Origin of the sequence: Haloactinospora alba (genome assembly GCF_006717075.1) — a bacterium.
Lineage (GTDB): Bacteria > Actinomycetota > Actinomycetes > Streptosporangiales > Streptosporangiaceae > Haloactinospora > Haloactinospora alba.
In genome coordinates this window covers 2,483,558-2,507,329 of sequence record NZ_VFQC01000001.1, presented here as the reverse complement: position 1 = coordinate 2,507,329, position 23,772 = coordinate 2,483,558, and the positions used below count along the sequence as shown (strand labels likewise).

Annotated in this window: 24 protein-coding genes and 2 tRNA genes; 18 read left to right on the top strand and 8 right to left on the bottom strand. The window is 70.0% G+C overall.

Features of this window, described 5'->3' with window-relative positions:
• The first annotated feature begins 150 nt into the window (after positions 1–150).
• Both obgE and proB read left to right on the top strand, forming a co-directional pair.
• Positions 151–1,515 carry a GTPase ObgE gene (gene obgE / locus FHX37_RS11270; RefSeq protein ID WP_141923859.1) on the top strand — a complete coding sequence of 455 codons (1,365 nt, stop codon included), beginning with the start codon at positions 151–153 and terminating at the stop codon, positions 1,513–1,515.
• A gap of 57 nt (positions 1,516–1,572) precedes the next feature.
• The gene (gene proB, locus FHX37_RS11265; protein WP_141923858.1) at positions 1,573–2,817 is read left to right on the top strand and encodes a glutamate 5-kinase; all 1,245 of its coding nucleotides are present in this window, start codon (positions 1,573–1,575) and stop codon (positions 2,815–2,817) included.
• Here proB and FHX37_RS11260 read toward each other — a convergent pair.
• Complete coding sequence (locus tag FHX37_RS11260; RefSeq protein ID WP_141923857.1) at positions 2,772–3,626, bottom strand: arylamine N-acetyltransferase family protein; 855 nt, start codon at positions 3,624–3,626, stop codon at positions 2,772–2,774. The two genes, proB and FHX37_RS11260, sit on opposite strands and share 46 nt — an antisense overlap.
• Positions 3,627–3,928: 302 nt before the next feature.
• Between FHX37_RS11260 and FHX37_RS11255 the strand changes: the two genes are divergently transcribed.
• From FHX37_RS11255 to FHX37_RS11245, 3 genes are all read left to right on the top strand, one after another.
• A complete protein-coding gene (locus FHX37_RS11255; protein ID WP_141923856.1) occupies positions 3,929–4,159 on the top strand; it encodes a hypothetical protein in 231 nt (76 codons plus the stop codon).
• 385 nt (positions 4,160–4,544) lie between these two features.
• Complete coding sequence (locus FHX37_RS11250) at positions 4,545–5,801, top strand: glutamate-5-semialdehyde dehydrogenase (protein WP_141923855.1); 1,257 nt, start codon at positions 4,545–4,547, stop codon at positions 5,799–5,801.
• Positions 5,802–5,922: 121 nt separating this feature from the next.
• On the top strand, positions 5,923–6,777 hold the full coding sequence (locus tag FHX37_RS11245) for an SAM-dependent methyltransferase (RefSeq protein WP_141923854.1): 855 nt from the start codon (positions 5,923–5,925) through the stop codon (positions 6,775–6,777).
• Between the two features lie 113 nt (positions 6,778–6,890).
• Here FHX37_RS11245 and FHX37_RS11240 read toward each other — a convergent pair whose 3' ends face one another.
• Entirely contained in the window at positions 6,891–7,280 is a 390-nt protein-coding gene (locus tag FHX37_RS11240) for a hypothetical protein (RefSeq protein WP_141923853.1), read from the bottom strand.
• Positions 7,226–7,618 (bottom strand): helix-turn-helix domain-containing protein, encoded by a 393-nt coding sequence (locus tag FHX37_RS11235; protein WP_141923852.1) that lies wholly within the window; start codon positions 7,616–7,618, stop codon positions 7,226–7,228. Before FHX37_RS11235 ends, FHX37_RS11240 begins: the two co-directional genes overlap by 55 nt.
• Positions 7,619–7,773: 155 nt before the next feature.
• On the opposite strand from FHX37_RS11235, the gene FHX37_RS11230 reads away from it, so the two are divergent.
• Positions 7,774–8,208 carry a VOC family protein gene (locus FHX37_RS11230; RefSeq protein ID WP_141923851.1) on the top strand — a complete coding sequence of 145 codons (435 nt, stop codon included), beginning with the start codon at positions 7,774–7,776 and terminating at the stop codon, positions 8,206–8,208.
• Between the two features lie 23 nt (positions 8,209–8,231).
• On the opposite strand, the gene FHX37_RS11225 is transcribed toward FHX37_RS11230, so the two are convergent.
• The gene (locus FHX37_RS11225) at positions 8,232–9,305 is read right to left on the bottom strand and encodes a M48 family metallopeptidase (RefSeq protein ID WP_141923850.1); all 1,074 of its coding nucleotides are present in this window, start codon (positions 9,303–9,305) and stop codon (positions 8,232–8,234) included.
• A gap of 171 nt (positions 9,306–9,476) precedes the next feature.
• Here FHX37_RS11225 and nadD point away from each other — a divergent pair, with 171 nt between their 5' ends.
• From nadD to FHX37_RS11190, 7 genes are all read left to right on the top strand, one after another.
• A complete protein-coding gene (gene nadD, locus FHX37_RS11220; protein ID WP_141923849.1) occupies positions 9,477–10,130 on the top strand; it encodes a nicotinate-nucleotide adenylyltransferase in 654 nt (217 codons plus the stop codon).
• 26 nt (positions 10,131–10,156) lie between these two features.
• Positions 10,157–10,561, top strand: a complete 405-nt coding sequence (gene rsfS / locus FHX37_RS11215) for a ribosome silencing factor (RefSeq protein ID WP_141923848.1) — start codon at positions 10,157–10,159, stop codon at positions 10,559–10,561.
• Positions 10,562–10,629: 68 nt separating this feature from the next.
• Positions 10,630–11,256 carry a histidine phosphatase family protein gene (locus FHX37_RS11210; RefSeq protein ID WP_141923847.1) on the top strand — a complete coding sequence of 209 codons (627 nt, stop codon included), beginning with the start codon at positions 10,630–10,632 and terminating at the stop codon, positions 11,254–11,256.
• A gap of 86 nt (positions 11,257–11,342) precedes the next feature.
• Positions 11,343–11,415: transfer RNA gene (locus FHX37_RS11205), tRNA-Ala, on the top strand.
• Positions 11,416–11,544: 129 nt separating this feature from the next.
• Positions 11,545–11,617: transfer RNA gene (locus FHX37_RS11200), tRNA-Ala, on the top strand.
• Between the two features lie 184 nt (positions 11,618–11,801).
• Positions 11,802–12,593 carry a DUF427 domain-containing protein gene (locus tag FHX37_RS11195; protein ID WP_141923846.1) on the top strand — a complete coding sequence of 264 codons (792 nt, stop codon included), beginning with the start codon at positions 11,802–11,804 and terminating at the stop codon, positions 12,591–12,593.
• A gap of 67 nt (positions 12,594–12,660) precedes the next feature.
• Entirely contained in the window at positions 12,661–14,709 is a 2,049-nt protein-coding gene (locus FHX37_RS11190) for an ATP-dependent DNA helicase (RefSeq protein WP_141923845.1), read from the top strand.
• A gap of 24 nt (positions 14,710–14,733) precedes the next feature.
• On the opposite strand, the gene FHX37_RS11185 is transcribed toward FHX37_RS11190, so the two are convergent.
• The 3 genes from FHX37_RS11185 to FHX37_RS11175 form a co-directional block, all read right to left on the bottom strand.
• Positions 14,734–15,258: a DUF6315 family protein gene (locus FHX37_RS11185; RefSeq protein WP_141923844.1), complete on the bottom strand. Its 525-nt coding sequence runs from the start codon at positions 15,256–15,258 to the stop codon at positions 14,734–14,736.
• 162 nt (positions 15,259–15,420) lie between these two features.
• Positions 15,421–16,632 (bottom strand): AI-2E family transporter, encoded by a 1,212-nt coding sequence (locus FHX37_RS11180; protein ID WP_141923843.1) that lies wholly within the window; start codon positions 16,630–16,632, stop codon positions 15,421–15,423.
• Between the two features lie 73 nt (positions 16,633–16,705).
• The gene (locus tag FHX37_RS11175) at positions 16,706–17,041 is read right to left on the bottom strand and encodes a hypothetical protein (protein WP_141923842.1); all 336 of its coding nucleotides are present in this window, start codon (positions 17,039–17,041) and stop codon (positions 16,706–16,708) included.
• Between the two features lie 560 nt (positions 17,042–17,601).
• Between FHX37_RS11175 and FHX37_RS11170 the strand changes: the two genes are divergently transcribed.
• The gene (locus FHX37_RS11170; protein WP_141923841.1) at positions 17,602–19,050 is read left to right on the top strand and encodes a hypothetical protein; all 1,449 of its coding nucleotides are present in this window, start codon (positions 17,602–17,604) and stop codon (positions 19,048–19,050) included.
• A gap of 13 nt (positions 19,051–19,063) precedes the next feature.
• On the opposite strand, the gene FHX37_RS11165 is transcribed toward FHX37_RS11170, so the two are convergent.
• Complete coding sequence (locus FHX37_RS11165; RefSeq protein ID WP_141923840.1) at positions 19,064–19,879, bottom strand: glutamate racemase; 816 nt, start codon at positions 19,877–19,879, stop codon at positions 19,064–19,066.
• A 302-nt stretch (positions 19,880–20,181) separates the two neighbouring features.
• Here FHX37_RS11165 and FHX37_RS11160 point away from each other — a divergent pair, with 302 nt between their 5' ends.
• From FHX37_RS11160 to FHX37_RS11145, 4 genes are all read left to right on the top strand, one after another.
• The gene (locus FHX37_RS11160; RefSeq protein WP_246062244.1) at positions 20,182–21,594 is read left to right on the top strand and encodes an FAD-binding oxidoreductase; all 1,413 of its coding nucleotides are present in this window, start codon (positions 20,182–20,184) and stop codon (positions 21,592–21,594) included.
• A 46-nt stretch (positions 21,595–21,640) separates the two neighbouring features.
• Positions 21,641–22,900 carry a class I SAM-dependent methyltransferase gene (locus FHX37_RS11155; RefSeq protein WP_141923838.1) on the top strand — a complete coding sequence of 420 codons (1,260 nt, stop codon included), beginning with the start codon at positions 21,641–21,643 and terminating at the stop codon, positions 22,898–22,900.
• A 67-nt stretch (positions 22,901–22,967) separates the two neighbouring features.
• Positions 22,968–23,429: a hypothetical protein gene (locus FHX37_RS11150; protein ID WP_141923837.1), complete on the top strand. Its 462-nt coding sequence runs from the start codon at positions 22,968–22,970 to the stop codon at positions 23,427–23,429.
• Positions 23,430–23,526: 97 nt separating this feature from the next.
• Positions 23,527–23,754, top strand: coding sequence for a hypothetical protein (locus tag FHX37_RS11145; protein WP_141923836.1), 228 nt, complete (start codon positions 23,527–23,529; stop codon positions 23,752–23,754).
• Positions 23,755–23,772: the final 18 nt, after the last annotated feature.

The window sequence follows — 23,772 nt, the reverse complement described above, 5'->3', positions numbered from 1 at the left end:
GGCGGCACGGCGACGTAGTGGCGTGTGGGGCGGGCCAACACGGGTGTTGGCCCGCCCCACACGTATTCCGATCACACAGGGCCCGTTCCGGGCCGGCAGCTGCGGTACGACCGTGGTGAACCCGGCGGAGCAGGGCAGGGGAGGGGACACATGCCCGATTTCGTCGACGAGGCGGCCTTGCATGTCAAGGCCGGGGACGGCGGGCACGGCTGTGCCTCTGTGCATCGGGAGAAGTTCAAGGCTTTCGGTGGCCCGGACGGCGGCAACGGCGGCAAGGGCGGTGACATCGTCCTGGAGGTCGACCGCAACACCGCCACGCTTCTCGAGTACCAGCGCCGTCCGCACCGCAAAGCCCGCAACGGCACCCCCGGGCAGGGGGCGAACCGGCACGGCGCCAACGGGGAGAAGCTGGTCCTCTCCGTTCCCGACGGGACGGTCGTGCGGGGCAGCGACGGCGACGTGGTCGCCGACCTCGTAGGACACGGCACGCAGCTCGTTCTGGCCAAGGGCGGAACCGGCGGCCTGGGAAACGCCGCACTGGCGTCGCCGAAACGCAAGGCCCCCGGTTTCGCGCTGAAAGGCGAGCCGGGCGAACAGTTCGACGTCCGGCTGGAGCTCAAGACCATCGCGGACGTCGGACTCATCGGTTTCCCCAGTGGTGGGAAGTCCTCGCTGGTCGCCGCGCTCTCCGCGGCCCGTCCCAAGATCGCCGACTACCCGTTCACCACCCTGATCCCGAACCTCGGCGTCGTCGAAACCGACGCCTCGCAGTACGTGGTAGCCGACGTTCCCGGTCTCATCCCGGGGGCGAGCTCCGGACGGGGGCTCGGGCTGAACTTCCTGCGGCACGTGGAACGGTGCTCGACCCTGGTCCACGTCCTGGACTGCGCCACCTACGAGCCGGGACGCGACCCGGTGAGCGACATGGACGCGATCGAGGAGGAGCTGGCCGCCTACGGCGAGCAGACCGGAATCGACCTCACCGACCGTCCGCGGATCGTCGTACTCAACAAGGTGGACGTTCCCGACGCGCAGGAACTCGCCGACATCGTCACCCCGATGCTGCACGAGCGGGGGTTGCGCGTGATCCGCGTGTCCGCCGCGACCCATACCGGGCTGCGTGAGCTTTCCTACGCCATGGCCGAACACGTCGAAGCCGCCCGCGCGGCCGCTCCGGAACCGGAACCCAGCCGCACAGTGCTGCGCCCGCCCCGGATGGGCGAGACACCGTTCGAGGTGGTGCCGCTCGGGGACAACACCTTCCGGATCCGCGGGGACAAGCCGGCGCGCTGGGTGCGCCAGACCGACTTCACCAACGACGAGGCTGTCGGCTACCTCTCGGACCGCCTCAACCGGTTGGGTATCGAGGAAGCCCTGGCCGAGGCGGGCGCCGCTGACGGAGCTGAGGTCTACATCGGTGACGAGGACGACTCCGTCGTCTTCGACTGGGACCCGAGCGCGACGCCGGGCCAGTCACCGGCAGGCCCGCGCGGTAGTGATCCCCGGCTAGGCTGACACCGCGCGGGAGTCCTCTTTCCAGCCTGTCACGGCACTGCGACGGGAGGAACGGTCGTGCACGACCAACAGTCGGAAGAAGGCGAAACAACGGGAAAGCTGTCGAGGATCGCCCGGGCCCAGCGGATCGTGGTGAAGGTGGGCTCCTCGTCGCTGACCACACCCGCCGGCCGCATCGACCGGGAACGCATCAGCGAACTGGTCGAGGTCCTGGCCGAACGCCGGTCCGGCGGGACCGAGCTGGTGCTCGTCTCCTCGGGCGCGGTGGCCGCCGGCATGACTCCCCTGGGGCTGGCGGCACGCCCACGCGACCTGGCTACCCAACAGGCCGCCGCGAGCGTCGGACAGGGGCTGCTGGTGGCGCACTACACGGCCGAGCTGTCCCGGCACGACCTCACCGCCGGACAGGTCCTCCTTACGGTGGAGGACCTCATGCGGCGCGTGCAGCACCTCAACGCGCGACGCACACTGCGTCGTCTGCTGGACATGGGGTCGGTGCCGATCATCAACGAGAACGACACGGTCGCCACGCACGAGATCCGTTTCGGGGACAACGACAGGCTCGCCGCGCTGGTCGCGCACCTCATCCACGCCGACGCCCTGCTGCTGCTCTCCGACGTGGACGCCCTCTACGACGGGAACCCCTCCCGTCCCGGAACGCGACGGATCGCCGAGGTGAGGGGCCCCCGGGACCTGGAGGGCGTGGACATCGGGAGTGTGGGGAAACGCGGTGTGGGAACCGGCGGTATGGCGACCAAGGTGGAGTCGGCCCGTATCGCCACGGAAGCCGGAGTCCCCACGGTGCTGACCTCGGCGACCAACCTTCGCGCCGTGCTCGCGGGGGAGCCGGTGGGGACCCTGTTCTCGGCTGTCGACCAGCGGCGCCCGTCGGTCCGGCGGCTCTGGCTCGCGCACGCGACAGCGGGCCGGGGGAGTGTCGTCCTCGACCCCGGAGCGGTGCGCGCCGTGGTGCGGGAGAACGCCTCGCTCCTGCCCGCGGGCGTGGTGAGCGTCGACGGGGAGTTCGCGGCGGGCGACCCGGTGGACCTGCGGGACGAGGACGGCAGGATCGTGGCGCGTGGGCTGGTGAACTACGGCTCCGCGGAGATCCCCGAGCTGATGGGGCGTTCCACCCGCTGGCTGGTACGTGAACACGGGCCGGAGTACCACCGCGAGATCGTGCACCGGGACGACCTGGTCCTGCTCCTCGCCGGGGAGGCCGGAGACGACCCCGGATCCCCGGCCGGGGCCGGGGATCAGCCCGTGAGCCGGGAGACGAGCGCCTCGGCGTCCGCGCGCTGAAGCTCGACTCCGAATAGGTCCGTCAGAGCGGCGGGAACCTCGCCGGCCTCCAACTCCCGCGTCTCCTGCCGCGACGCGTCCTGCCCCGGAAGCGCCGTGGTCAGGGTCCGGCCGTCCAGTACGTGCAGCCGGTCGTCGAAGACGCGCTGCAGGAAGGGGCGCTGCGCGAAAGGGGAACGAGGGTGGGTGGCGATGTAGTGGTTGCCCACGGTGTAGTCGACGGGGAACTGGGGCGTGAGTCCGAACCCGTGCCGGTCGAACCACCCGCTGGACCGCCACTCGTACAGTATCCAGCCCTCGGTTCCGGGGGCGACGGGACCGCGTTCGAGACGGTACCGCCAGTCCCCGGCCCCGGCCTCCGCGCCGTCGGCCAGTTCGATGGGGGTCAGCGGGCTGGCGCCGAATCCGACGTCGCTGATCCACACCTGTCCGGTCTCTGGGGTTTCGGCCGTCTCGACCCGCAGTAGCGCGTGTGTGGCGGGGGTGAGCCTGTCCTGCCCCATGCGGGCGCGCCCGACGAGACCGGTGACGCCGAACCCGAGGCGTTCCAGGGCGGCGGCGAACAGGGTGACGTGCTCGTAGCAGTACCCGCCGCGTCGGCCCGGGAGCACTTTGTCCTGGATCGCGGCGAGGTCCAGGGAAACGCCGCGCCCGAGGATCACCTCGAGGTTCTCGAACGGCACCGACAGCACGTGCGCGCGGTGCAGCGCCCGCAGGGTGGCCAGGTCCGGTGCGCGTCCACCGTCGTAGCCGATGAACGCCAGGTAGGACTCGAGGTCGAACCGGTCACTGCTCCACAGGGGGTACATGGTTGCGCCTTCCACTAGGGTCCCGTCCGATGGACGCCTGTCCTGCTGTGCGGCACGGTCGGCACCGCGCCGGCGATGTTCCCGTCGGTCGAGGGAGGCCCCGTTCCGCCAGTCGGGACCCGGTCGTCGGCAGGGCGCCGCGTGCTCGCGACAACATGCAACCGCGGCCGACGGTCCGGGATTCCCGGCGGCGCGATGAGGGACGCCACTCACCGCACCCGGGGCGCGCCGCGCCGCTGTACCGCCGCGGAACCGCGGGAGGGGAGGTGGTGTGCGGGAACCGCGCGGTTTAGGCTGCGCCCATGCTGCCCACCACCTACGAGTACGACACCGAGCTGCTGCGGGACGGGGCGGTGCTTGAGCTGGACGGTGTGCTCTACCAGGGGCGCACGGTGCTGGCACCGGGAGCGGACACGTTCGCCCCGTTGCGGGGCTGGGCACGCCACCTGGCCCGCTATCTCAACGCGCCCGTCACCTGGCGGGCCGCCTACGACGGCACCACCGTCCAGGAGGGCACGGAACACCCCGCTTGACCAGCGAGGGTCGTGCGCTACCGGAACCGGGAGCCCCCGAGGAAGGGCGGTGCTCACACCCGGCGGGCGCTCTCCGCACCGCACTTGGCGCAACGGAACCTCCGGTCGCTGTGCAGCACCCAATCGTGCTCGCCACCGTTGGGGCACACCGACAATGGTTCCCCTCCTCGCAACGTGCCTCCCGGAACGGGGACAAGGTACCGCCGTTGTTTATCCGCTGTCCGGAAAAACACTAAGAACCCCGCTGTGCGGGAACGAGACGAGCGTCGGCCCGGTCCCGAGGCGGCGAGGGGCAGCGTCCCGTCCGACGGGCGGGGGCCGTCGGACAGGCACTAGGCTGACGGTCGGACCACCAGCCAGAGAATCCGGAAGGGCGAACGAGGGAATGACCGACACCGAGCGCGCGGTCCATGCCGCAGCCCAGCGTTCCCAGGAGGCGGCGGCGGAGCTCGCCCCGCTCACCCGGGCGGCGAAGGACGAGGCGTTGTCCGCCATGGCCGACGCTCTGGTGGACAACGCCGAGTCGATCGTGTCCGCCAACGCCCAGGACATCTCCCGCGCACGTGAGGCGGGGGAGACGGAGGCCGTTATCGACCGGCTCGCTCTCTCCCGGGAACGGGTCGGCGGTATCGCCGAGGCGGTACGTGCCATAGCCGATCTCCCGGACCCGGTGGGCGAGGTGCTGCGCGGCAACGTTCTTCCCAACGGGCTGGAGCTGCGCCAGATCCGTGTTCCGCTCGGCGTGATCGGCATCATCTACGAGGGGCGGCCCAACGTCACCGCCGACGCCGCGGCGTTGTGCCTGAAGAGCGGGAACGCGGCGCTGCTCCGCGGATCGTCCTCGGCGTACGCGTCCAACAGCCGTATCGTCGAGGTGCTGCGCGGCGCCGTGGAGAAAACGGCGGTTCCCGCGGACGCGGTGCAGCTCGTACCGGGAAGCGGCCGGGAGTCGGCGCAGGCGCTCATGCGGGAGCGCGGTCTGGTGGACGTGCTCATCCCGCGCGGGGGCGCCTCCCTGATCCGGACCGTGGTGCGGGAGTCCGCCGTTCCGGTGGTCGAGACTGGGGAGGGCAACTGCCACGTGTACGTCGACGAGGCCGCTGATCCGGAGAAGGCCGTGGCGGTGGCGGTGAACGCCAAGACGCAGCGCTACTCCACGTGCAACACCGCGGAGACGCTGCTGGTGCACGCCGGGATCGCCGAACGCGTCCTACCCCGGGTGCTGCGTTCCCTGCGGGAGCTGGACGTCACCGTACACGGCGACGAACGGGTCCAGGAGTGGGACGAGACGGTGGTCGCGGCCACCGAGGAGGACTGGGCCACCGAGTACCTGTCCGCGGACCTCGCCGTGCGGGTGGTGGACTCGATGGACGAGGCCCTCGGACACATCCGCACCCATTCCACCCGGCACACGGAGGCGATCGTGACCGACTCGCAGGCGGCGGCGCGCCACTTCACCTCCCGGGTGGACGCGGCCGCGGTCATGGTCAACGCCTCCACCCGGTTCACCGACGGCGGCGAGTTCGGTTTCGGCGCGGAGATCGGGATCTCGAACCAGAAGCTGCACGCCCGCGGCCCGATGGGGCTTCCGGAGATGACATCCACGAAGTACGTCGTCACCGGGGACGGGCACGTGCGGTAATGCTCGGATAACGGTACGTCCATCAATCCGGTAACCAGGAAGTCGTTTCTTATGCAGCATTGATGCGGAAACCGCTACGATGCCCGTGTTCGCGGCGTTTTCGGACAACAAGGAGCCCCCCATGACTGACTCCGGACCGGAGCCTCCCGCCACCAGCGGCGTGTCCACCGCGCCCTCGGGCGGCAGCGGGAACGACTACGACTTCGGTGTTCCCACCGCGGCACGCGTCTACGACGTGATGCTCAACGGCAAGGACAACTACGCCGTAGACCGGCAGGTAGCCCAGGCCAGCCTGGACGTGATGCCGGAGCTGAAGGACATCGCGCTGCACAACCGCGCCATGCTGGACCGGGTGGTCCGGTACCTGGCCAGGGAAGAGGGCATAACCCAGTTCCTCGACCTGGGCTCGGGCCTGCCGACGGTGCGCAACACCCACGAGGTCGCCCAGGAGGCGAACCCCGAGGCCAGGGTGGTCTACGTCGACGACGACCCGCTGGTGCTGGTCCACGGCCACGCCCTCCTGGAGGACAACCCGAACACGAGGGTCGTCACCGCCGACATCCGCGAACCCCGGGAGGTCCTGGACCATCCCGACGTGCGTTCGCTGATCGACCTCGAACAGCCGGTGTGCGTGATGCTGTGCGGGATACTGCACCACATCCTCGACGAGGAGGACCCGGGCGGTATCGTCGACACCCTGCGTGCGGCCGTGCCGTCCGGGTCGTTCTTCTTCATCACCAACTTCACCCGGCTCGGCGACGCCCCGGAGAGCCAGGAACTGGAACGCGTCCTCCTGGAGCAGCTCGGCAGCGGCCGGGTCCGCACCCAGGAGGAGCTGGAACGGTTCTTCGACGGCCTGGAGATCCTCCTGCCCGGGCTGGTTCCGCTGCCGCTGTGGCGCCCCGACGGGATCGTGCGCGACAGCACGTCGGTAGCGGCGCGGTTCATGACCGGCGGCGTTGGCCGCAAACCCTAGGAGCCACTCGGCGACCGGCCTCCGCCAACCGGGCCCGGCTCTGGCGGGGCCCTCCGAACGAGCCGTGGGGCGGAAGCGGCGGTTCCGTCCCACGGTGTTGCCGGGGAGTGCCCTCACCCGTCCCACGGCACCGGTGGGGAGGGGGCCGCGCCGCTCACCGTCAGGACGGCGGTGCCGTCCGTACCGTCGGGCCGGAGGAGCGCGCATGCCACCGTGCGGGGGCGCCGCCCGCCACCGTCGGTCTCCACGACGCACGGGGCGGGCTCGCCCACGGCCCGACACCGCCACTGCCCGGTGAGAGAGGGACGCTCCTCGGTGAGAAGCGCGACGATCTCGGCGGCCCGCCCGTCGTGCGGGGCGCGGTCGTAACCGGCGCGGAACCGCCCGAACAGGCCGCCCACAAAGTCACGCCCAGGGGCACTGCGCTGCAGCCGCCAGGGCTCGCCCGTCAGCGCCAGCAGCAGGTTGCGCCGGGCGGGGGAACCGCCTCGGGCTCGGGCCACTGTTCCCGGTACGCCGGGTTGCTGTGCAGGATGTCCATGCGCCAGTCGAGGAGCACGGCCGGCACGTCGTTCCAACCGTCGATGAGGCGGGCGAGGCGGGAGCCGGCCCCCGCGGTGGTCTCGTCCCGGCCGTGCGCGTGGAAACCCGCGAGTTCCAGCGCGTGGCGGTGCTGTGCCGCCTCCAGGCGCAGCGCGCGTGCCACCGCGTCGATCACCTGGCGCGAGGTCGCGACCCTGCCCTGTTCCAACCAGGTGTACCAGGCCAGGCTCACCCCGGAGAGAGCGGCGACCTCCTCACGCCGCAGTCCGGGGGTGCGCCGCCTGGCGCCGACGTTCACGCCCGCCTCCTTCGGAGGGACCCGTTCCCGGTGCGCGCAGGAAGGCTCCGAGAGCGTGACTCTGGGCGTTGTCCATGCCGCACGATCCTATGAGGCGGACTAACAGTAGGTTTCCCTGCCTGGTGCGCCGCGCGCGGCGCACCAGCATGTCCGGCATGGGAAGAAACGAAGCGAACGAACGCGTGTGGCGCCGAGCCGCCGACTCGTCGGAACTCACCGAACCGCGCGTGCTGGTCCGGGTCTTCGTCGACGCCGGCGATCTGGAGGAGACCGTCCGGTACTACGAACGGTTGCAGGAGACAACGGCCGACATGCGCTTTCCGTTCCCGGAGATGGGGCTGCGGCTGGCCGCCGTCGGTTCCTTCCTGGTCATCGCGGGGAGCGCCCGGGACCTGCGCCCGTTCAGAACGACGTCGGCAACGCTGCTTGTCGCCGACATCCGCCCCTACTACGAGCGGCTCGTAGCGGAGGGAGCCGAGATCCTGTTCGGTCCCCGGGAGGTTCCGACGGGGAGGGCGTTCAACGCGCGCCACCCCGACGGGACCGTCCTCGAGTACGTCCACCACCGTCCGGACTCCCACGGGCGCTGAAGCGGGCCGGCGCCCGACGGGAGCTAGCGCGCGGAGGAGTCTCCGTCGCCGCCGCGGTCACTGTCGTCGCGGCGGCCGGAGCCCTTCCACCGTTCGGCCACCGTGTCGAAGATCCTGCCGCCCGCGTTGGCGGCGCTGCCCGCGACGTCCTTCAGGGTGCCCAGCAGCGGGTCCTCGGAACGGTTCCAGGACTCCTTGTAGGAGTTGGCGGCGTTGCGGGCCTCCTCACCGATGGAAGCGTCCCGGTCGGTGTCGCGGCGCGGGTAGTTGCCCTGGAGCACCTGTTCGTAGGAACCGTCGGAGATCCAGCGGTCGAGTTCGGCCATCCGGATGACGGCGAACGGGTGCGTCTGACCCATCAGGCTGAGCAGCTTGATGACACTGTCCCGGGCGTCGCCTCCGCGGTCGTACTCCGCTGCCTGCTCCAGGAAGGCGTCCGGGTTCATCTCCGCCAGGCGCGAGCCGCCCGCCATCTTCATGAGGGCGCGTTTGGCGGACTCCGGGTTCTGCGCGGCGAGCAGCCCCGCACGGTCGCAGGAGAGCTCGGACTTGCGGTGCCACTCCTCCAGAGCGGTGACGATCGCCCGGAGCCCGATATACCCCAGCGGGATCCAGGCGACGCGTGAGGCCAGACGGATGAGCGCGAGCAGCATGGTCCGGTAGACGGCGTGCCCGGAGAGGATGTGGCCGACCTCGTGGCCGACGACGAACCGCTGCTCCTCGGCGTCGAGCAGGTCGAACAGACCCGTGGTCATGACCATGAACGGTTTCTGGCTGCCGATGGCCATGGCGTTGGGTTTGGGGTCCTGCTGGATGTAGAGCTCGGGCACCTCGTCCAGGTCGAGGACGTAGGCGGCGTCCCGGACGTAGTCGTGGACGTCGGAGAACTGGCGTTCGCTGACCCGTACCGCTCCGGCGAGGAAGAGCAGGCGCAGGGCGCGCTCGTTGAACAGGCCGGAGAGTCGCTTGAACACCTCGTCGAACCCGCGCAGGGAGCGCAGGGCCACCAGTGCCCCCCGGTCGGCCGGATGCTCGTAGGCGCGGGAGCTGATGTCGGAGAGTCGTACCCGGGTGCGGTCTGGAGTGTTGGTGGACATGCTCGCATGTTATGCCTCGTGGACAGCCGCACGCCATGGTTTCCGGATTCAAGATATGACGCGATTTCCGCGCGCGTGTCGGGTAGGTGCTGGAAGAGACGCGTGTGGTGGTGCACTAGCCTCGGCACCGGTCAAGGAATCCGGATATCCGGAACGAAACGGAGCGCGACGGTGGCGAACGACGCAGCGAACACTCCGGGTGGGGCTCCAGTACGGCAGTCGGGTCCGCGCCGGGTGGGGATCATGGGCGGGACGTTCGACCCGATCCATCACGGGCACCTCGTAGCGGCGAGTGAGGTCGCGCACTTGTACCGGCTGGACGAGGTCGTCTTCGTCCCCACCGGTCAGCCGTACCAGAAGGATCTCTCGAAGGTGGCCGCGGCAGAGGACCGTTACCTGATGACGGTGATCGCGACAGCGGAGAACCCGCAGTTCAGGGTGAGCCGGATCGAGGTCGACCGCGACGGGCCCACCTACACCATCGACACCCTGCGCGAAATGCGCCGGATGTACGGCGCGGACGTGGACCTGTTCTTCATCACCGGCGCCGACGCGCTGGGTTCCATTCTGAGCTGGCAAAACGTTGACGAACTGTTCGAGCTCGCACATTTCGTAGGCTGTAACCGTCCCGGACACCGGCTCAGCGACACGGACCTGCCGAACGGCAAGGTCAGCCTCGTGGAGATCCCCGCGTTGGCCATATCCTCGACCGAGTGCCGGGAACGCGTCCGGAAGGGCGAACCCATCTGGTACCTGGTTCCCGATGGTATCGTCCGCTACGTCAACAAGACCGGACTCTACCTCGACGCGCAGAACGCGAGGTAGTGTCCCAGGGAGGCTGCTGCTACATCGTGACCGCCACGGACAGGGCCGTCGAGCTGGTGCATATCGCCGCTGAGGCCGCGGCCGAGAAACTCGCGCAGGAGATCGTCGCTTACGACGTCAGTGACCAGCTGGTCATCACTGACGCGTTCTTGCTGTGCTCTGCCCCCAACGACCGCCAGGTGCGCTCCGTCGTCGACGAGATCGAGGACCGCCTGCGACGCCGGACGGACGCCAAACCAGTGCGCCGCGAGGGCGAACGCGACGGCCGCTGGATACTGCTGGACTACGCCGAGATCGTCGTACACATCCAGCATGAGGAGGAACGCGGCCGCTACGGCCTGGAACGGCTGTGGAAGGATTGCCCCACCATCCCCCTGCCCGAGGGTTCCGAGGGGCGGCCGCGTACGGATACCGACACCGAGGACGCGTAACGGGCGCCTCCCGCTTTCGGCAGTTACCCGGTCACTCTTCATTCGTCCGCACCCGAGGGAGGCCCCCTGTGTCCGAGACCCGGCGCATCATCTGCTGGCGGCACGGTCAGACGAGCTGGAACGCGGAGAAGCGTTTCCAGGGCCAGACCGACATCCCGTTGGACGGGCGAGGGCAGGCGCAGGCCGCGCACGCGGCACGGCTGCTCGCGCGCCTCAGGCCGGACGCGATCATCTCCTCGGACCTGCGGCGCGCGGCGGACACGGCGGAGAGGCTCGCCGAGCAGCTGGGGACACCGGTCGAACGTGACAAGAGGCTGCGGGAACGCAACGGCGGCCCGTGGGAAGGGCTGACGATGTCGGAGATCCGCGCCTCCTGGCCGGAGGAGTACACGCGGATGGCCATCCCCGGGGGCGAGGACCTGGAAACGGTCGGCGAGCGTATGCGCGACGCGATCGAACGCGGACTGGAGACGGTTCCGGACGGCGGGCTGCTGGCCGTTGTCAGCCACGGTGCGTCCCTGCGGGCCGCCATCAACCGGCTGTTGGGACTGGCGCCGGAGCAGCGCGAGGTCCTCGGGCCGTTGGGCAACTGCTGCTGGTCCCTGCTCGGGCCGTTGCACTCGGGAGGCTGGCGGCTGCTGGAGCACAACGCCGCCAGCCTGCCCGAGGAACGGGTTCTGGGAGACGACCGGTAGCTCGGCTTGCGGCGGCTGGTTCGACGAATCCGGTGTGCTCCGTTATTGTACTGAGTGTTGGCGGGGAGCAGTCGTCCCGCCGACACGGGGCTATGGCGCAGTTGGTAGCGCGCCTCCATGGCATGGAGGAGGTCTGGGGTTCGAATCCCCATAGCTCCACAGGGCGTTCGCTCGCGGTCGGAGCGGACATCCCGAGCTGCGATCGGCGGTCGGTGGTGGTTCCAGAGGGGGCATCCGGAGGCCGGTTCGCAGAGTCCTGGGAATAGGGTAGGATGAGACCGGTATCCAGGGGCTATGGCGCAGTTGGTAGCGCGCCTCCATGGCATGGAGGAGGTCTGGGGTTCGAATCCCCATAGCTCCACCCGTGAGGGGAACAGTCGGCAGGCTGTTCCCCTTTTTTCGTTGGACCCACCGTGCGCGTACGGGCCACGGGAGGGCTGTTCCGGGGCCGAGCCGTTTCCTGTCCCGTCGCGCGACGGTGAGAACGCGTGTACCAGGGCATAACACCGCCGACCGTGGTTTTTCGCCGTCCCGAAGGAAGCTCCATGTCTCTGACGCTCGGTGGCGGGCCGCTGGCCGACGACAGTCCCGGCACCGCCAACTACACGATCACCTCACCCGGCCGGGCGCTCTACGCGAACACCTTCCCGCGCCGGGTACGAGCGGAGTTGGGCGGGCGTACCGTGCTCGACTCCCGCAACGGCGTGCTGCTGCACGAGACCGGTCTGCTGCCGGTGCTGTACGTCCCCGAGGGGGACATCGACCCGTCCGTCCTCACCGCCAGCGAGCACACCACGCACTGCCCGTACAAGGGGGACGCCGTCTACTGGCACATGACGTCCGGCGGGCGTTCCGTCCGGAACGCGGTCTGGGCCTACCCGTCCCCGACCCCCGAAGCCGCGTGGCTGCGTGGCCTGCGTTCCCTGTACTGGGGAGCCGCCGACGCGTGGTTCGACGAGGGGGAACGGGTGCACGGGCACCTGCGGGACCCGTTCCACCGTGTCGACGCCCGGCCGTCGACCACCCTGGTGCGCGTCGCCTACGGGGACGAGGTGATCGCGCTGAGCGCGAACCCGATGGTGCTCTCCGAGACGGGGCTGCCCAACCGCTACTACCTGCCTCCCGGCGACGTTCGGCGGGAGTTCCTGGAACCCAGCCGCACGAAACGGTACTGCCCGTACAAGGGTCCCGCTTCGTACTGGAACCTGCGCGTCGGACACGACGAGCTCGCCGACGTCGCGTGGTGCTACTCGGACCCGTTGAAGGACGGGCAGGACGTGCGGGACCACTTCTGCTTCCTGCACGACGGGCTGAGCATCACCGAACAGCGGCAGTGACCCGTCGGACCGGGACGGTTCGGGGACGCCGGCGCGGAGTCGGCCGTGGCACGGTAACGTCGCGTGTGTGGCTGAACTTCCCGACGTCGACACGATGCTGGACACCGCCGTGCGCGCTGTGGGCGGAACGCGCCGAGACGGCCAGGTGGCCATGGCGGACGCGGTGGACACCGCGATCTCGGAAGAGGAGCACCTCGTGGTGCAGGCGGGGACCGGAACGGGGAAATCCCTGGCCTACCTGGTTCCCGCGATCCGTTTCGCGATGGCGCAGGAGACCACCGTGGTGGTCTCGACCGCTACCATCGCGCTGCAGCGCCAACTCGTCGAACGCGACCTGCCCAGGGTCGCCGCGGCGTTGACGCCGTTGCTGGACCGCGAACCCACGTTCGCCATCCTCAAGGGCCGCGGGAACTACCTGTGCCGCAGCCGGCTGCAGACGGCCGGTGAGGCTGACCCCGACGGTGCGGAACTGTTCGACGCGCAACAGCTCTCCTCCCTGGGGCGGCAGGTCAAGCGGCTGCGCGAGTGGGCGGAGGAGACCGTCACCGGTGACCGGGACGAGATCGTGCCGGGCGTCAGCGACCTGGCGTGGCGACAGGTGTCCGTCTCCTCGGCCGAGTGCGTGGGCGCGAACACGTGCCCGTTCGGCCAGGAGTGCTTCGCCGAACAAGCGCGCGCTGACGCCTCCGGCGCCGACATCGTCGTCACCAACCACGCGATACTCGCCATCGCTGCGATGCAGGGATACCAGCTCCTGCCCGACCACCAGGTCCTGATGATCGACGAGGCGCACGAGCTGGTGGACCGGGTGACCTCGGTGGCCACGGGGGTATTGGGGGAACGCGCGGTGAACGCCGCCGCCAAACGGGCAGCGCGGTTGTGCGACGCCGAAGCCGTGGAGCGGCTCACCGAGGCCGGCGAGGGGCTGGCACTGATGTTCGGCGAGGTCGACGCGGGAAGGCTCGACCATATCACCGAGGGGCTCGCCGGGGCGGTGAGCCGCGTCCGGGACACCGCGCACGGCTGCATCACCGACATCGGCCCGGCGAGCGAGTACGAGGCGGACACCGCCCAGGAGCGCAGACTCGCCCTGTCGGCGCTCGAGGAGGTGCACGACGCCGCCGCGCGGATCCTCTCCTCCGTGGAGCCGCCGCTGCCGGAGCGCACCGACGTCGTGTGGCTCGACAAGGGGCCGAAGCGCGCCCCGGCCCTGCACGTGGCGCCGTTGCGCGTGGGTGGACTACTGCGGGAGAAACTGTTCGACGAACGCACCACCGTACTGACCTCGGCCACGCTGGCCCTCGGCGGGTCGTTCGCTCCGTTGGCGGCACAGTGGGGGCTCGACCAGGAGGGGCGGCAGGAAGCCGCCCCGGCGAGCGGCGAGGGTGAGGGCGATACCGGTGGTTCCGGTGAGGACACGGGCGGCTCCGGCGGGCACCGTTGGCGAGGGCTGGACGTCGGCTCGCCGTTCGACCACGCCCGCAGCGGGATCCTCTACGTGGCCAAACACCTGCCGCAACCCGGACGGGACGGACTCGACCCGGGATACGTGACCGAGATCGCCGAGCTGATCGAGGCGGCCGGCGGGCGCACCCTCGGGTTGTTCTCCTCCACGCGCGGCGCGAACCAGGCCGCGGAGGAGCTGCGGGAGCGGTTGTCCGTGCCGGTCCTGTGTCAGGGAGAGGACTCCACCGGTCAGCTGGTCGAGAAGTTCGCGGAGGACGAGCAATCCTGCCTGTTCGGGACGCTGTCCCTGTGGCAGGGGGTCGACGTTCCCGGGCCGTCGTTGCAGTTGGTGATCGTGGACCGTATCCCCTTCCCGCGCCCCGACGACCCGCTCGCCTCGGCCCGCCAGCGGGCCGTGGCGGCCAGCGGCGGCAACGGGTTCATGGCGGTGGCGGCGACCCACGCGGCACTGTTGCTGGCCCAGGGCACCGGCAGACTGCTGCGGTCGGCCGAGGATCGGGGAGTGGTCGCCGTCCTGGACCCGCGGTTGGCCACCGCCCGCTATTCCGGGTTCCTGCGCTCCTCCCTGCCGCCGTACTGGGCGACAACCGACCCGGAGGTTCCGCGGGGAGCACTGCGCCGCCTCGCCGAGCGGACGGCTGTCGGGTAGTCCGACGCGCGGGCCGGCTCGCGGTCAACGACGCAGCCGGTAGCCGAAGAGCCGTACGGCATAGCCCGGTGTCTCGTCGTCGGAGGGTTGTATGTACCAGCGGTCCTCATGGTCACCGATGGTGAGCTCGTTCCACAGCATGTCGACGAGTTTGAGCCGTGCCGCCACGGAGGAGTGCGGATCGAGCACGATGGCGTAGGAGTGGTCGGTCAACCGCTGGGTGACCATTCCCACCGACTGCCCGTCCCAGATCGCGGGAACGGGGGCGTGGCCGATGTCGACGCCGCACAGCCGGAGCTGTTCGACCTCCTCGTCGAGGGCTTCCGTGGCGAGCTCCTCGTCGAGTCGGAGCGCGTCCTCCAGCTCGTCCCGGTCCTCGTCGTTGCGCAGGTAGGCGTGGTAGGTGCGGTACCCGCAGGCGGCGCACATCCGCCAAACGACGCACCGGGCGAGTCCGTAGGCGGACTGGGCCTCCCCGATACCGCGGTAGGAACTGACCTGGCGGCTGGCCCCGCATTCGCAGCACAGAGCTGTGAGATCCTGCTTCATCCGTAACTCCCCTCCCCGGTGAGTATGCGATGCGACCCCCTCGTTAGGGAACCGGGTCTCTCCCGGAGCCCCGGCAAAGTGTCGGTATCGATGCCCCAAACTTCGGTATACCTGTCGTGCCGTGCTGCCTGTCCGACGCGGGTGGGCGATCCCCGGGGACGCTCACTCCCTCTCCGGCCCGTCGCCCCGCCGGGGAGGGGAGGTTCCGGAGTCCTCGTCGGGGGGTTCCTTCGCCGCGGCGGTGCCGGCGGTGCCCGCCTTCCTCCCGGACCTGTCCGTACCGCTGTCCTCCTCACCGGAAGTGGTGAGCAACGGGTGCTCGGCGACCGCGTAGCGCTTGATGTACAGGCCCACGAAAGCCTGCAGGCTCGCCCCCGCGGGAAGCGCCAGCAGCGCCCCCGGCGCTCCGAGGACCGCGGCTCCGGCGAGAACCGTCCCGAAAGCTACCGCCGGGTGCATGTCCAGGGTCCTGGCGGTGATACGTGGCTGCAGGAGATAGTTCTCCAGCTGCTGGTAGAGGGTGATGAAGACCAGCATCCACAGTGCCGGCCACGGCCCCTGGAGCAGCGCGACCAGGACCGGTACCGCCCCGCCGATGTACGTGCCGACCGTGGGGATGAACTGCGACAGCACCCCCACCCACAGCGCCAGCGCGAACGCGTAGTGGACGTCGAGGACCAGCAGGGCGACATAGTGCGCTGCCATGGAGATCAGCGCCAGCAGCGCCCGCGAGTAGATGTAGCCGCCGGTCTTGCTGATCGCGATCTCCCAGGCGCGCAGCACCTCCCGCTGGCTGCGCGGCGGAAGCACCGAGCACAGCGCGCGCCGGAATCGCGGGCCGTCCGCGGTGAGGTAGAAGGTGAACAGCGCGATGGTGAGCCCGTTGAACAGCAGGACGAGGAGCTGGGTGCCGGCCCCCCACGCGTTCCCGGCCAGGCTGGACGCGTACTCGTCGAGCCGCCCGCTGGCGTCCGCGACCTCCCGCAACAGGGTGTCCGGGGCGAAGTCGGTGTTGAACGTGTCGTTGACCCACGCCAGCAGCTCTCGGGTCATCGCGGGCAGCGTGTCGGCGAAGTCCAGTATCTGGCCGATCAGCATCGCGCCCAGGACGGTGAAGAACGAGAAGATGATGCCGAAGGCCACGAGCATCACCGCACCGGTCGCCAGCCCTCGTGGCCACCGGTGCTGGTTCAGCCAGTTCACCGCCGGTTCCAGGGCGAGCGCGAGGAACAGCGAGATCAGCAGGAGGACCAGGAGCCCCTGAAGCTGCAGGAACAACCAGCCGGCCACACCGACGGCGAGGACGATACCCACCGCCAGGATCATGGCCCGCGGTAACCACGCGGGCATCCCGCCCTTGTTCGGGGAAGTCATGGCTCGAGGCTATGAGCTGCCCGCGGTCGTTGTGCGCATTTCGGGCGCACCCCGCGGCGTTGCCCCGTGGTACTCAGGGGTTGCGTTTGTTGCGTGCGGTCCACTCCCGCATCCGGTTCGGGTAGCCGACCACCTGCACGTCGTACACCGGAAGGGCGAGTTCGTGCGCGACCCGCCGAATGACCTCCGGCGATCCCACGCGGCGCCGCGTCCACTCCCCGTCGGTGGCGACCGCGACAGCGGTGGTGCTCGTAGCGAACGTCTCGGGCTCGACGAAGAACTCCACGCCCACCCTGCTCGTGGCGAACTCCTTGAGCGCCTTGATGTCGGAGTCCTCGGCGGCACGGTCGAACCGGGCTTTGCTCTGCCGTCTCGCCTTGCGCAGCCTGAACCGGTCTCGCCATCCCATGGTCGTCGCGCTCCCGTCGGTACCGCAGTGCTGGTACGTCTCGGTATCTCGTGATCGCCTCGAACCTGCTGGAGTCGATTCTATCCGTCGTACCATACGGAGTTTTCGCGGATCTCCTGCTTTTGTGTGACTGCGCTGCTACATTCGGTCGTATCCCGTGCTGAGGAGGGGGAGGCAACGGGTCCCCCGGCCGGAATACGGAAAACCCCGGCCCTGCCGGTGGGGCCCGGCGCCGTCGGCACCAGCCGCCGCGGAGGGAGGTGACCGGGTGGCCACGTTCGTGGGGCAGCGGGCCCATCGGGCTGTGCGTGGCCGGCGGGACCCCTCCGGGACCCGTGCCGCAGCCCTCGGCCGGCGGACGCCGTGGCGCGGCCCTCCCAGCCGCCCGCCCGCGCTGCCGCGGGTGGGCGCTCGCCACCGCCACCCGCGGCACGGGCCGGAGCACTCGCCAACGGGACACACCCGTGCGCTGCCGCGTACGGGCGGCTATGCCTACACCAGAAAGGAGGACGGCGCGTCCTCCTCCACCTGACGGTGGGGAACTCCGCGCCAACCGTTCGATGACACTGTGGACGTGGGTGGACAACGCCGCGCAGGAGCTGCGCGCGCACGGGAACACGGCTCTGGCCGAGGCAGTGGAACGGATGCCGCAGCTCGCCGCGGCGGGCGACGTGTCCCAGATCAACGCCGAGCTGCCGGTTGCCCTGCGCTCCGCGCGCTCCCTCGCCGGACACGAGTGGGTGGAGAGCTATCTGGAGCACTGGCCGCTCGCGGCGCGCGTGGGGGACCGGGGAGAGGGCACCTCGGTGCTGGAGGAAACGCAGTCCCGGGTGCGCGCGGCCCACGCCCCGGAAAGGAACGAGGGGTGCCCCCCGGCCGTGTGCGCCGCGGAGAACGTACTGGTCTGCCAGTCCAACATCGACGGTCCGGGGTACGCGGCGGACCGGGCCGCGCTGTTGGCCGAGGCGATGGCGCACACCCGTCCCGGGGAGCCCGCCTGGGAGTCGCTGGTACTGGCCCACTGCGACATGCTGGTTGACGACGAGCGGCCCGACGAGGCCGTGCGGAACCTGGACGTGCGGGCGGAGGAAGCCCGGGCCGCTGGTACCGACGTGAGCCCGGCCTACGGTTTCGGCTACCTTCGTGCGCTGCGTCACCAGGACCGGTACACGGAAGCGCTGCAGATCCTGGACCATCTCGCCGCGCTCAGCACGTGGCCCCGCGGCGCGGCCAACGCCGACGCCCACCGCCGGCTTCGCCTCGAACGGTCGCGGCTGGTGGCCTGGCTCGCCCGGACCGGACAGTGTTCCCCGCAGGAGGCCCGGGAGGCGCTTCCCGACGTCGGGGAGGCGGAACAGCACCCCCGGTTGCGTCCCGGATGGGCGGAGGCGGCTGAGCACCTCGTGGCGGTGGGTGCGCTCGACAACGACTGGCAGCTCGGGGTGCGGATCACGACGTGGTCGCGCTACTGCGAGCGGGTGGGCGCGTACCGCCCGTGCCTGGAGCTTTCCCTGGCGGCCGCCCGGCTGGCGGCGGCCCGCGGAGCGCGCTGGACCGCCCAGGGCGCCCTTCAGCGCGCCCGGCGGGCCCTGGCGGCGGTGCGCCGCAGCGATGACATGGCGGCCGACCTGTCCGAAGCCCGGGAGGAGGTCGACCGCATCCCCCCGGTCGAGCTGCCGGTTCCCGCCGGGGACGCGCTCGACCACCTGCGCCAACAAGCCTCGCAGCACCGGGACCCGGAACGGCAGGCCGACGTCGTGGTGGCCGCGCTGGCCCAGCGTCCGGACGACAGTTCCCTGCTCAACGCGCTCGGTCAGGTGGGAAGGACGCTGATGCTGACCGACGCGGCGGCGGAGCCGCACTGGCGGCACGTGCACCAGGCGCCGGGCGACCAGAAGGCGGCGCTGTCCCTCCTGGAGACGTTGCTCCGCGACAACGACATGGCCGGCGTGCGTACGCTGGTGCGGACGCTGACCGAGGCCGCTGCCTCTCCCGAGCCCACCCGCTGAGGCGGGTGACGGGTCAGGAGGACACGGCCCCTCCCGAGCGGAGCAGGGAAGCTCCCGCCGAGTACCGGAGAGCCGCGGTGGGAAGCCCGGCGCGCCTCCCGCTGGCGAGGACCACGGTGCTTCCCGTGGGCGACGCGTCCCGGTCGGGGAATGTTCCGATCCTGCGCAGCGTCTGTGCCGCGACCGCGTCGGCGGCGGTGAACAGGGGAACGTCAGGCCCCAGCGCGGCGGAGATACTGGCGCTCACCAGGTCGTAGTGGGTACAGCCGAGGACGACACTGGTGGTGTCGCCGGGAGTGCGTTCGGCGGCCCGCCGTACCGCCCCGGCCACCGCGCGCCGGTCCGCGCTCTCGACGGCCTCGGCGAGCCCCACGCACGCCACCTGGGCTACCGCCGTGTCCGGGGCGAAGGACGCTATCAGGCTGTTCTGGTAGCGGCTGTGCGTGGTTGCTGCGGTAGCCCACACGGCGATGGGGGAACCCGCCTCGGCGGCGGGTTTGATCGGTGGAACAGTGCCGACGACGGGAATGTCGGGTTCGAACTCGGCGCGCAGCGCGGACAGTCCGTGTACCGACGCGGTGTTGCAGGGCACGACCACCGCATCGGGGCGCGGGGCCGGAGAGCCGTCGCTGCCGGCGGCGGGAGGCGGATCCATCGCCGCTCGCGCTCCCGCCAGTGCGCGTCCGATCACGTCCTCGGGGGAGCGCGGTCCCCACGGCATGTGATCGGGGTCCATGGACAGCACGAGGTCGGCGTCGGGGCGTGCGGCGCGTAACGCGGCAGCGGTCGACAGCATCCCGAGCCCGGAGTCAACGAGAGCGATGCGCACAGCTCGAGCATACGACGTCCGCCGTGTTACCCGGAACGTTGCCACCTCTACCGCCGGTCGGTGCGAGCGGACACACAGTAGGGGTGCGGCGGAGCGGCGGGAACGGTCCCGCGACGCGGCGCTGGCTCCCCGCAGCGGCCCGGCGATTCCGGAGGCAGGCCGAGAAGAGTGATGTGGGGAATAGGCGGCGGCTGCCAGCATTACCAGAAGGTAGGAATAGAGTGTCTGATGGCCCCAGGCGCGCTCCGGCGCGCTGGCCGGCAACGCCGATGGCGCTGTAGCGCCGGAAGAAGCAGGTGCCCGTGACTCCACCGCAGCGAAACTTCGCCGACCACATCGCAGCCGTGCAGCAGCTACGGCGTGACTTCGCCCAGCTTCCCGAGGACGCGCCAGTGCGGCTGGCCAAACCGACCTCTAACCTGTTCCGGTTCCGCGACTCCTCGGCCGCGCGTCCCCTGGACGTCAGCGCGTTCACCTCGGTGCTGTCCGTCGACCCCCGGGAACGGGTCGCCGAGGTGGGCGGTATGACCACCTACGAGGACCTGGTCGCCGCCACCCTGCCCTACGGGCTGATGCCGCTCGTCGTGCCGCAGCTGCGCACGATCACGCTGGGCGGGGCCGTCACCGGACTGGGGATCGAGGCGTCCTCGTTCCGGAACGGGCTGCCGCACGAGTCGGTGCAGGAGATCGAGATCCTGACCGGCTCGGGTGACACGGTGGTGGCGCGGCGGGACAACGAACACCGCGACCTGTTCTACGGCTTCCCGAACTCCTACGGCACACTCGGCTACAGCCTGCGGCTGCGTATCGAACTGGAGCCGGTCAAACCGTACGTGCACCTGCGCCACCTGCGTTTCGGTGACGCCGACTCCGCGATGGAGGCGTTCACCCGGATCTGCGCCGACGCCGAACACGCGGGGGAACGGGTGGACTTCGTCGACGGGGTCTCCTTCGCGCCCGACGAGCTGTACCTGACCCTGGCCTCCTTCGTGGACACCGCGCCCTGGACCAGCGACTACACCGGGACCGACATCTACTACACGTCCATCCCGCGCTACGCGGACTCCGCCCTGGGCGACTATCTGACCACCCACGACTACCTCTGGCGCTGGGACACCGACTGGTTCTGGTGCTCACGCGCGTTCGGCGTGCAGCACCCGGCCGTACGGCGGTTCTGGCCGCGGGCACTGAAGCGCTCCGACGTCTACCGCAGACTGGTGGCACTGGACCGGCGCACCGACGCCAGCCGGTTGTGGAACCACTACCGCGGCCGTCCGCAGCAGGAGCCTCTGATCCAGGACATCGAGGTCGCCGCCGACCGTGGGGCCGAGTTCCTCGACTTCTTCCACTCCGAGATCGGGATGAGCCCCGTCTGGATGTGCCCCATCCGGCTGCGGGAGCGGGACGCGGAGGTCACCGGGGACTCCCACGTGTGGCCGCTGTACCCCCTGGAGCGGGACCGGCTGTACGTGAACTTCGGGTTCTGGGGCATGGTTCCCATGCGGCCGGGGCAGCGCAGAGCCCACCACAACCGACGGGTTGAGGAGGAGGTGTCCCGGCTCGGCGGGCACAAGTCGCTGTACTCCGACGCCTTCTACTCCGAGGAGGAGTTCTGGCGCTCGTACAACGGCGACGGGTACCAAAAGCTCAAGGACACCTACGACCCGCACGGCCGGCTCCTCGATCTGTACGCCAAGTGTGTCGGCAACAAGTGAACGCGCCCTCCGCGAGACGGTGGCGTGTGGTGAGGAGGAAACGCCCATGCGGCTTGCCGAGATCTTCGAACGTGTCGTCGGTCCGGAGGCGCCGATACGCTTCCGCGCCTACGACGGCAGCGTGTCGGGCGATCCGGACAGCGAGGTCGCGCTCGTCATCCGGACCCCGGTGGCGCTGAACTACCTGGTCCAGGCCCCGGGGGCCCTGGGACTGACCCGTGCCTACGTGGCAGGGCACATCGACGTCGAGGGCGACATGTACACCGCGATGCGGCGCATGTCCGACGTCGTCCTGGAGGACGGGAACAAGCCCTCCGCGCTGGAGCTGGCGAGGATCGCCACGAGTATCGGGTGGGTGAAGTTCGTCAACCGGGTCCCGCCGCCTCCGCAGGAGGTGCGCACCTCCCGCCTCTTCGGCAGGGGGACCCGGCATTCCAAGGGGCGGGACGCCGAGGTGATCCAGCACCACTACGACGTCTCCAACGCGTTCTACGAGCTGGTACTGGGTCCGTCGATGACCTACACCTGCGCCGTGTTCGACTCCCCGGAGGCCTCGCTGGAGAGCGCCCAGTTCCGCAAACACGACCTGGTCGCGCGCAAGCTCGACCTCCAGCCGGGTATGCGGCTGCTGGACGTCGGCTGCGGATGGGGCGGTATGGTCATGCACGCCGCCCGGGAGTACGGCGTGCACGGCCTGGGAGTGACCCTGTCCAAGGAACAGGCGGACTGGGCCAGCGCGCGGATCGAGGAGGAAGGGCTGTCCCACCTCGCGCAGGTGCGCCACATGGACTACCGGGACGTGCCGGACGGCATCTACGACCGGATCAGCTCCATCGGCCTCACCGAACACATCGGGAAGGGGAACGTCCCCGACTACTTCGCCGGGCTGTACACCAAGCTCAAACCGGGCGGCAGGCTGCTCAACCACTGCATCACCCGCCCGCGTAACGACCAGCCGGCGATGAAGCCCGACGGGGTGATCAACCGGTACGTCTTCCCGGACGGGGAGCTCGAGGGTCCGGGCGAGCTGCAGACCATGATGAACGACACCGGGTTCGAGATCCGGCACCAGGAGAACCTGCGCGAGCACTACGCGCTGACGCTGCGCCAGTGGTGCGCCAACCTCGACCGCAACTGGGAAACCGCGGTGAAGGAGGTCGGTGAGGGCACCGCCCGGGTGTGGCGGCTCTACATGGCCGGCTGCATCCTCGGGTTCGAACGCAACGTGGTCCAGCTCCACCAGATACTCGGGGTCAAACTGGCGGGAACGGACGCGAACATGCCGCTGCGGCCGAATTTCGTGTAGGCCGGAGAATGGCCGGATCGGGCCCGTCCTGCCCCGACGCGCGGGGCAGGACGGGCATCATGGAGACATGCCAGACAACGACGGATCCGGTGCCAGCACCGAACGGACCAAACGACTCGCCATAACGCTTATCGACTGCTACACGCGTAAGGACCGTGAAGGGCTGCAACAGGCGGCTGCGGGAGCCGCGGACGACGTCGCTGACGTCACCTCCGAGCTCAAGGTCTTCGCCTCCCTGCTCACCCGGCGGGTCCAGGAGACGGGGGTCGTGTTCAAACCCGCGGACTCCCGGGAGGCCGTGGCGGGGGCGGTCGCGGACATGCTGCCCCCGGAGGTGGAGTTCGCCGTGGTGACGGCGTGGGAGGCCTACTCCGTGGGAGAGGAGGAGACGGCCGAACGTTTCACCAACGGTGATCCCACGATCTACATGCACATGCTCGCCGCTTTCTCCTCCGCGATCGGACTCGCGGTGTACAAGGAGGCCGAGCTGGTGTCCACACTGCGTATCGCGGCGGGACTGGAGGAGTAGGCCGCTGTCCGCCACCACGCAGCGGGTGCGCGGGCTGAGAGTCCGGTGAGGAAAGGAGGACAGGGGCTGTCGTCTCCGGCCAACGGCCCCGGCCCCGATGAACGCGCATCTGGACGGGCACCCGGTCGAACCCGACCAACCCTGGCCCAAGAGTCCGACCAACGTGCGGATCCGCTGTAACACGTGCGGGGAGCTGCGGTTCTTCGCCGACCGGCACGTGGAACACACCGAGGACTACAACCCGGGACCGCACTGCGCCACGTGCGGTGTCCGGATCGAGTTCCGGTGCACCGTGTGCGACTCCGTGTGGCGGCCGCTCTCCTGAACGACCGCCACGGCGCCG

Coding starts and splice junctions, on each gene's coding strand:
- FHX37_RS11225 (WP_141923850.1), bottom strand. CDS start 9,305: ATGTCCACCAACACTCCAGACCGCACCCGGGTACGACTCTCCGACATC.
- FHX37_RS11195 (WP_141923846.1), top strand. CDS start 11,802: ATGTCTCTGACGCTCGGTGGCGGGCCGCTGGCCGACGACAGTCCCGGC.
- FHX37_RS11180 (WP_141923843.1), bottom strand. CDS start 16,632: ATGACTTCCCCGAACAAGGGCGGGATGCCCGCGTGGTTACCGCGGGCC.
- FHX37_RS11170 (WP_141923841.1), top strand. CDS start 17,602: ATGACACTGTGGACGTGGGTGGACAACGCCGCGCAGGAGCTGCGCGCG.
- FHX37_RS11175 (WP_141923842.1), bottom strand. CDS start 17,041: ATGGGATGGCGAGACCGGTTCAGGCTGCGCAAGGCGAGACGGCAGAGC.
- obgE (WP_141923859.1), top strand. CDS start 151: ATGCCCGATTTCGTCGACGAGGCGGCCTTGCATGTCAAGGCCGGGGAC.
- FHX37_RS11145 (WP_141923836.1), top strand. CDS start 23,527: ATGAACGCGCATCTGGACGGGCACCCGGTCGAACCCGACCAACCCTGG.
- FHX37_RS11255 (WP_141923856.1), top strand. CDS start 3,929: ATGCTGCCCACCACCTACGAGTACGACACCGAGCTGCTGCGGGACGGG.
- FHX37_RS11230 (WP_141923851.1), top strand. CDS start 7,774: ATGGGAAGAAACGAAGCGAACGAACGCGTGTGGCGCCGAGCCGCCGAC.
- FHX37_RS11150 (WP_141923837.1), top strand. CDS start 22,968: ATGCCAGACAACGACGGATCCGGTGCCAGCACCGAACGGACCAAACGA.
- FHX37_RS11260 (WP_141923857.1), bottom strand. CDS start 3,626: ATGTACCCCCTGTGGAGCAGTGACCGGTTCGACCTCGAGTCCTACCTG.
- FHX37_RS11250 (WP_141923855.1), top strand. CDS start 4,545: ATGACCGACACCGAGCGCGCGGTCCATGCCGCAGCCCAGCGTTCCCAG.
- FHX37_RS11185 (WP_141923844.1), bottom strand. CDS start 15,258: ATGAAGCAGGATCTCACAGCTCTGTGCTGCGAATGCGGGGCCAGCCGC.
- FHX37_RS11155 (WP_141923838.1), top strand. CDS start 21,641: ATGCGGCTTGCCGAGATCTTCGAACGTGTCGTCGGTCCGGAGGCGCCG.
- FHX37_RS11245 (WP_141923854.1), top strand. CDS start 5,923: ATGACTGACTCCGGACCGGAGCCTCCCGCCACCAGCGGCGTGTCCACC.